Source organism: Thermostichus sp. OS-CIW-20 (assembly GCF_054061455.1).
In genome coordinates this window covers 66,041-78,981 of record NZ_JBSSEF010000002.1, presented here as the reverse complement: position 1 = coordinate 78,981, position 12,941 = coordinate 66,041, and the positions used below count along the sequence as shown (strand labels likewise).

The 12,941-nt window shown below is 56.1% G+C and carries 10 protein-coding genes and 2 pseudogenes; 5 read left to right on the top strand and 7 right to left on the bottom strand.

The window, feature by feature from the left end; all coding sequences use genetic code 11:
* Nucleotides 1-108 precede the first annotated feature (108 nt).
* On the top strand, nt 109-1,254 hold the full coding sequence (gene dprA, locus ACVWXC_RS01260) for a DNA-processing protein DprA (RefSeq protein WP_011431305.1): 1,146 nt from the start codon (nt 109-111) through the stop codon (nt 1,252-1,254).
* A gap of 86 nt (nt 1,255-1,340) precedes the next feature.
* Nucleotides 1,341-1,524: pseudogene (locus tag ACVWXC_RS01255) on the top strand (hypothetical protein); the annotation flags it as partial.
* Here ACVWXC_RS01255 and ACVWXC_RS01250 read toward each other — a convergent pair.
* Together ACVWXC_RS01250 and ACVWXC_RS01245 are read right to left on the bottom strand one after the other, a co-directional pair.
* Nucleotides 1,511-1,846: an SOS response-associated peptidase family protein gene (locus tag ACVWXC_RS01250; protein ID WP_414390612.1), complete on the bottom strand. Its 336-nt coding sequence runs from the start codon at nt 1,844-1,846 to the stop codon at nt 1,511-1,513. The pseudogene ACVWXC_RS01255 and the gene ACVWXC_RS01250 overlap by 14 nt on opposite strands.
* Nucleotides 1,847-1,946: 100 nt before the next feature.
* Nucleotides 1,947-2,081 (bottom strand): annotated as a pseudogene (locus ACVWXC_RS01245) (IS200/IS605 family transposase); the annotation flags it as partial.
* Between ACVWXC_RS01245 and ACVWXC_RS01240 the strand changes: the two are divergent.
* From ACVWXC_RS01240 to ACVWXC_RS01230, 3 genes are all read left to right on the top strand, one after another.
* Complete coding sequence (locus tag ACVWXC_RS01240; protein WP_457410460.1) at nt 2,080-2,481, top strand: zinc ribbon domain-containing protein; 402 nt, start codon at nt 2,080-2,082, stop codon at nt 2,479-2,481. The pseudogene ACVWXC_RS01245 and the gene ACVWXC_RS01240 sit on opposite strands and share 2 nt — an antisense overlap.
* A gap of 76 nt (nt 2,482-2,557) precedes the next feature.
* Nucleotides 2,558-3,343, top strand: a complete 786-nt coding sequence (gene hisA, locus ACVWXC_RS01235; protein WP_011431306.1) for a 1-(5-phosphoribosyl)-5-[(5-phosphoribosylamino)methylideneamino]imidazole-4-carboxamide isomerase — start codon at nt 2,558-2,560, stop codon at nt 3,341-3,343.
* A gap of 414 nt (nt 3,344-3,757) precedes the next feature.
* Nucleotides 3,758-4,948: a M20 metallopeptidase family protein gene (locus ACVWXC_RS01230; RefSeq protein WP_457390717.1), complete on the top strand. Its 1,191-nt coding sequence runs from the start codon at nt 3,758-3,760 to the stop codon at nt 4,946-4,948.
* Between the two features lie 111 nt (nt 4,949-5,059).
* On the opposite strand, the gene ACVWXC_RS01225 is transcribed toward ACVWXC_RS01230, so the two are convergent.
* The 5 genes from ACVWXC_RS01225 to ACVWXC_RS01205 all read right to left on the bottom strand — a co-directional run bounded on the left by ACVWXC_RS01225 (nt 5,060) and on the right by ACVWXC_RS01205 (nt 12,940).
* A complete protein-coding gene (locus ACVWXC_RS01225; RefSeq protein WP_228375336.1) occupies nt 5,060-5,683 on the bottom strand; it encodes a hypothetical protein in 624 nt (207 codons plus the stop codon).
* A gap of 163 nt (nt 5,684-5,846) precedes the next feature.
* Nucleotides 5,847-7,571, bottom strand: a complete 1,725-nt coding sequence (locus tag ACVWXC_RS01220) for an ATP-binding protein (protein ID WP_011431309.1) — start codon at nt 7,569-7,571, stop codon at nt 5,847-5,849.
* Nucleotides 7,571-8,164: a hypothetical protein gene (locus tag ACVWXC_RS01215; RefSeq protein WP_457390720.1), complete on the bottom strand. Its 594-nt coding sequence runs from the start codon at nt 8,162-8,164 to the stop codon at nt 7,571-7,573. Before ACVWXC_RS01215 ends, ACVWXC_RS01220 begins: the two co-directional genes overlap by 1 nt.
* Entirely contained in the window at nt 8,161-9,246 is a 1,086-nt protein-coding gene (locus tag ACVWXC_RS01210) for a DNA double-strand break repair nuclease NurA (protein ID WP_457410458.1), read from the bottom strand. Before ACVWXC_RS01210 ends, ACVWXC_RS01215 begins: the two co-directional genes overlap by 4 nt.
* 97 nt (nt 9,247-9,343) lie before the next feature.
* Nucleotides 9,344-12,940, bottom strand: coding sequence for an AAA family ATPase (locus tag ACVWXC_RS01205; RefSeq protein ID WP_457390723.1), 3,597 nt, complete (start codon nt 12,938-12,940; stop codon nt 9,344-9,346).
* Between the last annotated feature and the right edge of the window lies 1 nt (nt 12,941).

The window sequence follows — 12,941 nt, the reverse complement described above, 5'->3', positions numbered from 1 at the left end:
ACTTCATTTTAAAGCAGGATGGCTCGATTAACCTGGTATTAGCCCCGCGGCAGGGTCGAGGCAGCCAGCCGCCGAGATTCCCCTTTTCGATGATCCAGAGACTTGAGATTGCTTTTTCCTTCCTCCCCCGCTGACAACGCCGGCAGGCCGGGATCCTGCCGCGGCGAACAAGAGCGGCCCTACTGGCTGGCTTGGGCGCAGATTAAGGGCATCGGCCCGCACCGGCTCAAACGGCTGGCGGAGTTTTTTGGATCCCTGAAGCAGGCCTGGCAGGCGGACGCCCTGGACCTGCAGCAGGTAGAAGGCATCGGCCCTACCTTGGCCCAGGCAATTGTCTCTGCCCGGCCTGGCCTCGATCCTGAGGAGATCCTGGAGCAGACCCAAAAGCCTGGGATCCCTTTCCTAACCCCGGCGGATCCCGGCTATCCGCCGCTGCTGTGGGAGCTGCCGGATCCGCCGCCCCTTCTCTATGTCTTAGGGGAATGCCCCGATTGGCAGCAGCCGGCCATTGCTGTTGTCGGCACCCGCGCCCCCACCTCCTACGGTCGGCTCTGGACTCAGAAAGTTAGTGCCGCCCTGGCAGAAGCCGGCTGTGTGGTGGTCTCGGGGCTGGCCACCGGGATCGACGGCATTGCCCACCAGGCCTGCCTAGAGGCAGGCGGCAAGACAGTGGCCGTGGTGGGAACGGGGGTGGATCAGGTTTACCCCGCCCACCATCGCTCCCTCTACCGGCGCATCTTGGAGCAAGGAGCCGTCCTCAGCGAATATCCTCCCGGCACGCCGCCGGCCAAGGAGCACTTTCCCCAGCGCAACCGCATCATCGCCGGCCTCTGCCGCGCCACCTTGGTGATGGAGGCCCCAGAGCGCTCGGGGGCGCTGATTACCGCCCACCTGGCCAACCACTACGGTCGGGAAGTGTACGCCCTACCGGGGAATATCGACACAGCGGCGGCCCGCGGCTGTCTGCAGCTCATCCGCAACGGCGCCGGCATGATCCTGGGGATTGAGGAGCTGCTCCAAGAGCTGGATTTGGTTCAGGGATCCCCTCCCCCAGAACAGCCCCCCTCCTTCGGCCCCAGCGATCCCCAGCAGCAGCTTCTCTGGCAGCTCCTGGGCAACGAAATCCTCAGCCTCGACGCCCTGGTCCAGGCCACCCAGATGGACATTGCCACCCTCTCCAGCACCCTGCTGCTTATGGAACTGGAAGGCTGGCTGGTGCAACTGCCGGGGATGCGCTACCAGCGGGCTCGCTGAGGTTGGATCCCTGCCCAGCTTCTCCGATGGGAGCATGACTCTAGTCAATAATAAGCTCAACTATACTGAAAATAATGTATAATATGTTCAGTACGGATTACTACCAGTTGATCTTTCTGTTTACTTTCGAGTCTGCCAACATGGTAGCCAAAGCAAAGCAGAAAATTGGTAGTAAGACGACACGGAAACTGCGCTTTGGGTATTCTACTCAAAGCTTTGCGGGATACCGCCATTCTGTTTGGAAACAAACAGAATGCTATCGCTGCATAGTTGAACAGTGATGTTCAGCAGTGTTCAGCGTAAATGTATCAGCACGACACGTGGGATCCTCGTGGCGCGGGTTGTTCACATGGGTGCTGACGGGGTAGGCGGCCATGGCCTCTGCCGGGTAGGGGCGGAGCAGGGGCAACAGCAGCTTGGGATCCCGCACCCGTGGATCCAGCCAGAGGTCGTAGTCGTTTTCCGTCAAAATGGCCGGCATCCGCTCGTGGAAAGGCTCCATCATGGCCGGCGTGTTGAGGATGGCGCAAGTTTCTATCTCCACCCCTTGTGGGCTGCGCCAGCGCTCCCAAATACCGGCAAAGGCAAACACAAGAGGATAGCTTGCTAGCCCCGCACTTGAGTGCGCGCCGGAAAAGCGCGCTAGCCACTTTAGTCGCTTACCCATGATGGGGGTCGTTGATATAGTTTCATAGCTCAAACAACCTCTTCCTGACTTCTCCTACCAAGACCTTTTTCCTTCTCTTTGGCCAAAAAATAAGATAAACAACCGCTAGCCCCACACCATGGTTGTAGTGATTGTACCGTTGACTTCCCTCTCGCGCTATCGCTTACTTAGGTTGGAACAAAGAACAAAAACAAGAATGCGGTTTTAACCAAAACTTTGTTTTCATTCCAACAGGTCGGTTCAAGGAGCGTATTGCGCAATTATGTCGGCATTATGGCATGGAGTTTATTGAGGTAGAGGAGGCGTACAGCTCGCAGGCAAGCTTCCTAGATAGAGATGAGCTACCTAATTGTGGTGAAAAACCCGACGGGTGGAGACCCGCTGGAAAGCGTGTCAAGCGGGGCCTGTACCAAACGGCAAAGGGGTGGTTGGTCAACGCTGAGGCAAATGCTGCCGCCAACCTGCTTAAGAAAGTCAGCAGAACCTTGGGGCTTTGCCTTCAGGAACTGTCTAGAGGCGCTTTGACAACGCCGTTGCGGGTTCTTTTGTGGACTGCGTAAGCATCCCCCGCCTTTAGGCGGTGGGAGTGTCAATACTCAGGCGATACTGGAAAAGCTCTTCTCCAGGGATCCCATCATGCCTCACGCCAGTGCCTTTCTCGAGGTGATCCCCGCCATCGACCTTTTACAAGGCCGCGCCGTGCGTCTTTACCAAGGCGATTACGCCCAAGCCGAGCAGGTGGCCGCCGACCCCGTCCAGCAGGCAGAAATCTGGGCCACCCAAGGGGCGCCTCGCCTGCATGTGGTGGATCTGGACGGGGCCAAAAGCGGGGATCCGGTTAACCTGCCCATCATTGCAGACATTGTCCGCAAACTGGCCATCCCGGTACAGGTGGGGGGTGGGATCCGATCCCTGGAGCGGGCGCGGCAGTTGCTGGACTTGGGGGTGGAGCGGGTGATCGTCGGCACGGTGGCTGTAGAGGATCCCGCCCTGCTGGAGGCCATGACCCAGGCTTTGCCGGGACGCATCTGGGTGGGGATCGACGCCCGCCAAGGTCAGGTAGCCACCCGCGGCTGGCTGAGCACCACTCCCCTAGCCGCCACCGAGCTGGTGCAACGGGTCCAAGCCCAAGGGGCTGCCGGGATCATCTACACCGACATTGGCCGGGACGGCACCCTGGCCGGCCCCAACCTAGAGCAGTTGCGCCAGATCCTGGCTGTCTCCCGCCTGCCGGTTATCGCTTCCGGGGGGATTGGCTCGCTCACCGATTTGCTTGCCCTGCTGAGCTTGCCGGGTTTGGCCGGAGCCATTCTGGGCAAGGCCCTCTACTCAGGAGCTATCTCCCTGCCAGAGGCGTTGCGCGCCGTGGGGCCGGGCCGCTGGCAAGATCTGCCGCCAGAAACTGGATCCCGGTGGGCCTAGGGAGAAACAGCCCTGGCAAAACTTTTGCCATACTGCACGGAATCGACATGTAACTGATACATTTACGCTGAACACTGCTGAACATCACTGTTCAACTATGCAGCGATAGCATTCTGTTTGTTTCCAAACAGAATGGCGGTATCCCGCAAAGCTTTGAGTAGAATACCCAAAGCGCAGTTTCCGTGTCGTCTTACTACCAATTTTCTGCTTTGCTTTGGCTACCATGTTGGCAGACTCGAAAGTAAACAGAAAGATCAACTGGTAGTAATCCGTACTGAACATATTATACATTATTTTCAGTATAGTTGAGCTTATTATTGACTAGAGTCATGCTCTAAACAGCTTCTAGGAAACCAACCGGGAAGGAAGATCTTCCCCAGGCTGACTCTTGTCTAAGCGTTTTTTAGGATAGCCATGGAAGTTCCCGCCCTTCGCCCTGCCGTTCAAGCCTTACAGCCGGAGTTGGTGACCTGGCGCCGCCACCTGCACAAGTATCCAGAGCTGGGTTTCCAGGAGAAGCAAACCGCCTCCTACATCAGCCACCGCCTGAGAAGTTGGGGGATCCCGCACCAGACCGGCATCGCCCACACCGGCATTGTGGCCACCATCGCGGGAGAAGAGCCAGGGCCGGTTTTGGCGCTGCGGGCCGACATGGATGCCCTACCCATTCACGAGGCCAACGAGGTCGAATACCGTTCCGCCATCCCCAACGTTATGCACGCCTGCGGCCATGATGGCCACACGGCCATTGCCCTGGGCACCGCCAAGCTGCTGCAGCAGCACCGCCAAAGCCTCAGAGGCACCGTCAAAGTTATTTTCCAGCCTGCTGAAGAAGGCCCCGGCGGAGCCAAGCCAATGGTGGAAGCGGGGGTGCTGAAGAACCCAGATGTAGAAGCCATCCTCGGCTTACACCTGTGGAACAACCGACCTCTGGGCACCATTGGCGTCAAAAGCGGCCCCTCGATGGCCTTTGCCGATCGCTTTCAAATCGAGGTCATTGGGCGCGGTGGCCATGCCGCTCTTCCTCAGCAGACGGTGGACGCCATTGTGGTGGGATCCCACATTGTGAGCGCTTTGCAGACCATCGTCTCCCGCAACGTGGATCCGCTGCAGCCGGCGGTGGTGACGGTGGGCCGCTTCCGGGCCGGCGACACCTTCAATGTCATTGCTCCCCGGGCAGAAATTTGGGGCACCGTGCGCAGCTTTCAGCCGGAAGTGCGGGATTTGCTTGCAAGACGTATAGAAGAAATCGTGGCCGGCATTTGCCAAGCCTATGGGGCCACCTACGAGTTCCAGTACGAGCGGGGCTATCCGGCGGTTCACAATGACCCGGCCATGGCAGCCCTGGTAGAACAAGCCGCCCGCCAGCTGTTCGGTTCAGAAGCGGCGATTATTCCAGAGATGACCATGGGCGGCGAGGACGTCTCGTTTTTCCTCAACGAGGTGCCCGGCTGCTACTTTTTCCTGGGATCCGCCAACCCTGCCAAAGGGCTAGATTATCCCCATCACCATCCCCGCTTTGACTTTGACGAAGCTGCCCTCGGCATTGGGGTAGAGCTGTTCTTGCGCTGCATTGAAAACTACACTGGAAAGACTTTGGATTAAAGGGGGCACTTCCCAAAAAAGCTGTGACCATTTGAATAAGCCGTTCGCTACGTCAAATCCTAGCTCCCCTCTCCCTCAGGGAGAGGGGCCGGGGGTGAGGGGAGACTCCCTCTAGGGCCGAAGTAGGTCGGCGGAGCCAGCGCCGGGAATCGGCAAGCGTTCCAGCGGTTTTGGGGTGGCAGGAGCGGGGACAGGATTCAAGTCGGCGGGAATGTACAGGGGCTTGGGATCGGGATCCCCGCCGAAGGCGAGCACAAGCTCCCGCAGCAGGGCCTGTCGCTGTTGCCGGCTCAGGGCTTGCACGGCTGCCTTGTCTTGGGCATAGGGGTTGACCGTCAGCCGCTCGGCACCGGGGTAGCGCTGGGCAACTATCGGCTCGTTGGCGTCCAGATAGTCTGCTAGCGTCAGTTGCCAGTCAAAGCGGTCGGTAGGAGAGCGACCGACCACCTGCAAGTGATAGACCATCATCCGCCGCACCAAGGTATCTTCCTCAGGCGCGGGGCCGCCGTCATTGGGGTTCACGGGGGTATAGGTGTTTTCCAGAGGCAGATCTGGCAAGGCCTCGTAGACCTGCCGCGCCGCCTCAGGGATCAGCCGCAACTGGGCATAGGCAGGGCCGGATCCCAGCAGGGCCACAGCGGCAATGCCCACCCAGCCTCGCCAAAGAGCTTGCTTTTTCACCACGACTTTCTTCTCCACCGGTAGCAAACCATCGCTCAAATTTTTGAGCGGCAACTCTTATCTCTCCTGATTGGAAAGAGCTTGGGATCCCAGAGCAGTTGGGAAGCGTTGCAATCTAGACATGGACATGAACCATTCTAAGCTGCATAGATTTTTTTGGCTCAGCGTTTATAGACAGGATAGCCGGCTGCCAATTGACCCCAGCTTTTAACGATCTCTAGTCAATGCTCAATCCCTCGACCACCTGAGGCTGAGAACGTGGCCTGAGAGGGGCAGATTGGGCTACGCGATCCTGTCGTCGGTGGGGCTGAAAGTGATTTTGCCACAAGCCGAGGATATCAAGTGTTTCGCCACCATGCTGGGTGTAGCGCTGCCGTACTTTACACAGAACAGGGGTATTGACACACACGCCGGAGACAATCACCTGACCCTTGCTCAAAGCCGGCAATTCCTGTAACAAATCCCGTCCGGCAGCCTCAACACTGTGGCGCAGATTTTCTTGATCGGAAGGGTTGACAATTCGCATCAAAAATTGGCTCATGCATTGCGATAGAATGTCCGAGTCCAGCTTGCCGGGGCGTTGCGTGATTAGACCTACTCCTAAGCCAAACTTCCGCCCTTCGCTGAGAATGGTGCGCAACACCTGCTTGCAGCGGGAGGGCTCGTGGGCAGGGGCAAAGCGATGGGCCTCTTCCAACAAGATAAAAACAGGATAGGGCAGGTAATTTTCATCCCCCGGTTGGATCTTGCCTTTATGGGTGTTAATGCGGGCGTAATTGGCCTGGCGCAGGATGGCGGCGGCAATGACTTGCTGCTCTTCCTGGCTAATCTCGTGCATCTGCAAAATGGTTACCTGCCCTGGCTCAAACAAATCCTTGGGGGCCAGGTGTTCCACATTGCTAAAGTAGGGAGAGCGATCGATCTGCTCTAGCTTCCACTCCAAAGCAGCGGCTGAGGATCCCCGGGATCCGTCCTCTGCCGAATCTTCTTCGTTGACGGTGTCGATCAGATCCCGAATTGTCCAACGTAGTGGATTGAACTGGGTAACCTTGCGGAAAGCTTTCTCTAGGAAAGATTTCTGCCGGTCGGTGGTCTCTGGCAAGAGGGTAAGGATATCGAAAAAGTTGAGAGAAGACACGCGGATCTTGATTTCCTGTGGGGAGAGAACCTTAACCTTAGGGCGGTAGCCGTCTTCGCCCAAAAACTTGGGGTGGGACTGCATCTCTGCCAGTGTATGGTATTCCCCATGGGGATCAAAAATGAGAACAGCAGCCCGGTTTTTGGGCAACATCAGCTCTTCAATCAAGACCCCCGCCGTGTAGGATTTTCCGGATCCCGTCCCCGCCAAAATAGCCAGATGGGTGCTAACCATTTCCTTGACATCCAGCACCACGGGCACCGCTCCCTCGTCGCGCAACAACAGGCTGCCCAAGTGAGCGCCCCCAACGGCTGTTTCATCTCGTTTGTTCAAAATCGATTTCAGCAGACGATTGGAGGCCAAAAAGACTTTGGCACCGGGATCCGGAGGGCGACGGGGGTTAATAAAGCCCATGGCGCGGTGAAAATAGCCGATGACCTCGACGGTAACTGCGTAGATTTCCGGGTTGGGGTGGGTAAAGCCCACCAAAGCCACAATGGTGCTGGGATCGATCTCGGTGTCGGCAAAGATGCGATCGGGAATGTGATCCAAGAGCTGGACTTGCCTGATCTTGCCGAGAATTTTCAGGGTTTGGGACTGGGTATCCTGAACCTCATAGTAGACAAAATCGCCTACTCTTACAGCTTGGGTATTGGAGGTGATAAAAACATACTGGTTGGAGGTTTCACCGGGGCCCTTGACAGTGCCGATTACTTCTGGGGCCTCTTCATCGGAGGAGAAGACAGCTTTTGGATAGTGTCCATTGTCAAGAGACTGGGCGATCCCTACAGTTTTTTTGGTCATCAGCGCATCGCTCCTACGGTCATTTTCCAGGCCAGTTCTTTGCTTAGAATTTGCAGGGCCCGCCGTTGAGCCGGATCGGAAAACATGGGTATGATATCATTCAAGACTTGATAAACAAGGTGGTCGGCAAAGTTGCCGCCGCTGCTCAAGAGCAATCCATAATACGAAAATTGGGTTTGACCTTGGGGATCTTGGTGAAAACGTAGGATTTCTTCTTGGCTCATGCGAAAAACGGGCGTGTTCACAGGCACCACCACGCGCGGGATCCCTTGCCGGCCACAGCCCCGCTCTTCGTCCAAAGCTCCGATGAGAACCACCGAAAGCAGCGTGCGCACCTCGTTTTGTAAATCGGGGGAAAAATAGGGATCCGGCTGGCTGGAGAGGCGCGGGCCGGAGTTGAGAAAGAGCGGGTTTACAATTTGGGTGTTATAGACCAGACCTACAGCCCAGTGCCGTTGATCATTCTCCAGCTTAACAAAGCTGCCAAAGCCATAGTCATCAGGAGAGGGAGGATTTTTGACTTCTAGGGCGTCATCCACCTGCACTATGTAGTCACAGTGATTGTTGGAGCGAACCACCTTGCCCAATCTCATCGGACTCGCCTCCGCTGCAGTTTACTCACCGTTTTCCGAGATAACCTGAGGTTGAGCTTCTCGCGGCTTGCCCAATCTTGCATCAGGCGCAGGAAAAGGTTGCGATCCTCATTGCGAATAACGGCTATTTGATCGGCTGTCTCTAACACATAGGGATAGCCTCTACCAATGATGACCTCGCAGCGCACCAGATCCACGACCCAGTCCAAAAGTCCTGCCTCGTAAACCCAAACCGGTATCTCCAGCCGGGCCGGAAAGTTGTCGTTGGTGCGCAAATAAACAAATCCCACTCGCTCTCGCATTTCTTGGTAAGAGTTGAGGATCCCATCTTGAGGGTTAAGGCTGCCGCCGCGAGCACAGATAAAAAAAGGGGTGCGCTCCCCCCACTCCAGCCACGGGCTGAGGAGTTGGGCATCGTGAAGCTGAGGAGCTTCAGGAAGATCGAAGCAATGCCGCAGCAATGTCACCAGATCTGAGGTATAGGTAGTGTCGATGTAGGCCACAACAGGGATCTGGTTTTGCTCGCTGGCCCGCAGCACCTGGAGTAAACATTGTACGTAGAAATCTCGGCTTTCTGGCTCAAGGGCTTCCGCAAAGGTAGCCACCAGAGCCCCATCTAAAAAGGCCAACTTTCGGGATCCAGGCTGAGCTCCCCGGATATATTCCACCAGCTTTTCTGCTTCCATTTGGAAGCGACGCATGTTGACGACGCGCTCTTTGGGCTCGCCGCTGCTATCGGATCCCAAATCCTTTGGAGTCAGTACATCGACTTGAATATCTTTTTCGTACAGGCCTTGGGCACAGTGATGATTCTCATACCAGCCGATCTGCACCAAGGCCACCGGAATTGACAGATCCTTGCTGGGATAGATTTGGGATCCATCTACTGCAAAGGTGGAAATATTTTTAATAATCGACCTTGCCCATTCATCGCTTTCCTCATGGCTAGTCCATGCCTGTTCAAAAGGAACTGACCAACTGGAGTAAAGATCCCACTCTTGAGTAGGTAGAGCACCCGGAAAGTCCAAGGGCGCTATTTTTTCGGCAATCTCTGCGCTCGACCACTGGCACAATCTTTCCATGGCCTGCCGATATCCCTCTCTGCGCTCCGATAGCCCTTGATCAAAAGTGACGAAAGCCTCCCGCTTTTGCTGCAATACTGCCAGAACCCGGTCAGCTCTAAATACCATAGGTGGGATCCCTCCTCATCTGGCCAGAGCCAGCGTGCCTCTCCACCCGAATGATGTTCTCCGTTACTTGCTCAAAGGTATCGTCGTGGCTGATCACAAATAGCTGCTCAAAAGAGCGCAAATTGGTAATGGACTCGGCCAATCGCTGTCGGCGCTGGGCGTCCATGTTGGTGGTGGGCTCGTCGAAGAAGGCAATATCCAACTGTCCTAACACCTTGAGCAAGGCTAGGCGAACTGCCAGAGCTGCCGACATCTGCTCTCCTCCAGAAAGGCTGGCAAAACGTCGTTTGGGGCCGCCTCCCTCTTGAACGCGGATCTCGTAGTCGGCCTCCCAGGTGAGGGCAACATTGGGGCGGTTGAGGATTTCCCGGAAGAGGTGATCGGCAATGTTGTTGATCTGCTGTAGATAGTATTGGGTAATTTGAGGGCCAGCCTTTTTGTAGGTATCTCGGCTAAACTTAATGAAGCGATGCAGACGCTCTTTCTCGATTCGTTGCGTCTCGACTTGTTTTAAGGTTTCTCTCACCCGCTCCAGTTGCTGTAACCTTTCCTGGATTTTCTGTAGTTGAGGGGCAAGGCTTTCCAGGCGAGCTTGAGCCTCGGCCTTTTGAATTTCGGTGGCCTGCAAAAGGGAGCGCAGACGTTGGTGCTCCTGAGGCTGATAGAGGGAAGCCAAAGGATCCCGCTGTGCCCGCAATTGGGACAGTTGGGTTTGCAATGCTTGCTGTTGCGCCTTCAGTTCACTGAGCTTCCGTTCTCGTTGGGGGAGCAGTTTGGCAATAGGCTCCAGACCTAGATATTGCTCGTGATCCGCTCGGTAGTGTTCGCGCTGTTCTTGCAGGGATCCCAGCTCTCGATCCAGGTGTTCGGTTTGCAGCAGCGCTTCCTCGAGGGGGCGGAGTGCTGCCTCCAAATCCTGGATTTGCTGTAGGCAACCTGCCTGCGTTTGCAGGTACTGTCTTTCCAGCTTGAGCTCCGCTTTCAGCCACTCAGCCCGGCTTCTCGGATCCCCCAGGGACTTCAAGGTTTCGGCGGCTTTTACAATTTGGGCTTGCAGGTAATCTTTGGATCCCTCTATTTTCTCCCAGCGATCAATTTGGGCTTGTTTTTCCTGCTTAGCTTGCTGGATCTGTTCTAGAGCCAACTGAGCTGTTTGCAGTTCATCTTTTCGTTGTGGCAAACTTTGGACAAGTGGTTGCATACGGATAACGGTTTCATAGCTGTTGCGATGGCAACTCTGCTCCTCCCGTAAAGCGGCAATTCTCTCGTCTAGATCGGCAAGGGGCTGAAGCTGCTGCTCTAGGGCTTGTATCTGTTGTTGAAGTTGCTGGATGCTGGCTACAACTTGCTGGTACTCTTGCTCAACTCTCGGCTTATTGTTGAGCTCCTTTTCCAGGCGCTGGATTTGCCCCCTGGGATCCCCCAGTGCCTGCAGCGCTTGGCCAATTTCCTGTTGTTGCCGAAGAAAGTCTGGCTCTGCCTCGAGGCTCCACTGAAGATCCTCAATTTTGCTCTGGCGTTCGTTTTGCCATTGCAGCAACTGTTGAATTTGAGCTTCTAACTCGGGAATCTGCGCCGTTAAGCCCAGCAGGGGCTGCAAAGTCTTGAGTTGCTCCTGGATATCAGCCAGTTGCTGGCGTAGCTGAGGCTCGCAAGTTTGGGGGGAAAGATCCTGTAGGATTTGTTGGATGGATTGCAGTAACTGTTGGCTGAGGGCTGAAGACTGGGCCAGAACTTGCGGGATCCGCTGCCATAGAGGTTGGAGTTGCGGATAACTCTGTTGGCAAGCGGCCAGCTCCTCCACAAGAGTTTGAATGCTGCGGTTGTGCTGGGCCAGTTGGTGAGAGCCCTGCTCGAAAAGGGCTTGGAGTTCCCGCTGAAATTGCTGCGCCGCGGCTAGGCGGCTGAGCTGAGTTTGCAGTCGCTCTTGTTGAGCCTCCAGGAGGGGAATCTTGGCTACGTGCTCTCGATCGGCCTGTCGCTGTCGAAGCTGCAGCCGCAACTGTTCCAACTGGGCCCGGCCCTGTTCCTGTTCTGTTTCTCTCTGTCTTAGCTCTAGGCGCAGGGCCTGAAAAGAGGCCAACTTCTGGCCAATTTGAGAGTACCGTTGTTCCAGGACGGTTTGCTTTTCGCAGAGCGTTTGCAGGTGTAGCTTTTCCTCCTCGATTTTCTGGAAGAGTTGGAGCTGCTGTCGATATTCAGATTCTCGCAGTTGGAGTTGGTGGAGCTGCTGCCGTAAAGTTTCCCGCTGAGCTGTCAAGGTCTGCCGTGTTCGTCGCAACGCCTCTTGCTCTGCCACCCAAGCCTCCAACTCCAGATAACGCCTGTAGGCCGATTCGTGCTGTTGACAGATGGCCTGCGCCTGTTCAGCCTCTTGGACGCGGCTTTGCAGCAGTTGACAGCGCCCGGCGTGGGCTGACCATTCTCCCTGAAGCTGCTCCCATTCGCGGTGCAGTTGGAGCAAGGTGTCGAGCTGCTGAGCCCAATGGCTTTGCCGGCGCTCTAGCTCCTCTTGGGCTTGAATTTGGGGAGCCAGCTCCTCTAGCTCCTGCTTGCAGCGCTGTTGTTGGCTGAGTTTTTCCTGCAGCCTCGCCAGTTGGTTTTCGAGGTTCTGCTTTTGCGAGAGCAGGGCCTCCCGCCGCTTCAGCCACTCCAGGCGCTGCTGCCGTTGCTTTTCCAGCTCCCACAACCGATCTTCTATGGCCAAAAAGCGCTGAGATCCCTCTTGGTGGTGCTGTTGTTGTGCCTGCGCTCGCTGGGCCTCTGCCCACAGCTTTTCGGCTTGCTCAAGGGCTACTGCCAGCAGGGATCCCTCTTGCTCCAGTTGAGCAATTTGCCGGTCGAGCGTTTGGATTTGCTCAAGCAGCTTCTCCAGCCGCTCCAGCTCCAGCTTCACCTCGGCCAAGGTATGGGTATGGTGGCTTAAGCGCTCCTGCCAGTGGCTCAGTTCTTGCTCGATTCTCTGCTGCTCTACTTGCAGCGGATCCCAGTCTTGCATCTGTTGATGGAGCAGCTCAATTTGATGCTTGACGGCCAGAACTTGCGCCTCGCTGTATTTTTCAACTGCCAGCAGATCCTTTGCAACTTGCTGGTACTCTTCTACCTTCAAGATGCGGTCGAAAACTTCTTTCCGCTCCCGACTGGTTTTGAGAAAATCTGCTGTGAAAGTGCCCTGGGGCACCCCAATCGTTGTAGCAAAGAGCCGCGCCAAATCAGTACCGGCGGGCACACCCAAATGTTGCCTCAGCCACGCTAGCACATCTGCCTTGCGCTCGTAATCTAGGCGCTGCTTCAATTGCGGATCGAAGAGGCGATATCCCTGCCTGACACTGCGGCGAACGTCGTAGGTGCGCTGATCCCACTGGGAGATAAACTGGACAGTAGCCACCGCATCGCTGGCCCCTGTGCGGATGAGTTCTTCTTGGTTGTAGGGGCAGTAGTCAAACAAAACCCAGGCGATGGCCTCTAGAATGCTGGTTTTGCCTGCTCCATTTTCTCCACAAATGGCGTTGATACCGGGCTCAAACTCGAAGAAGGCGTCCTCATGAGACTTGAAGTTCTGCAGAGCCAAAGAGAGGATCCGCATG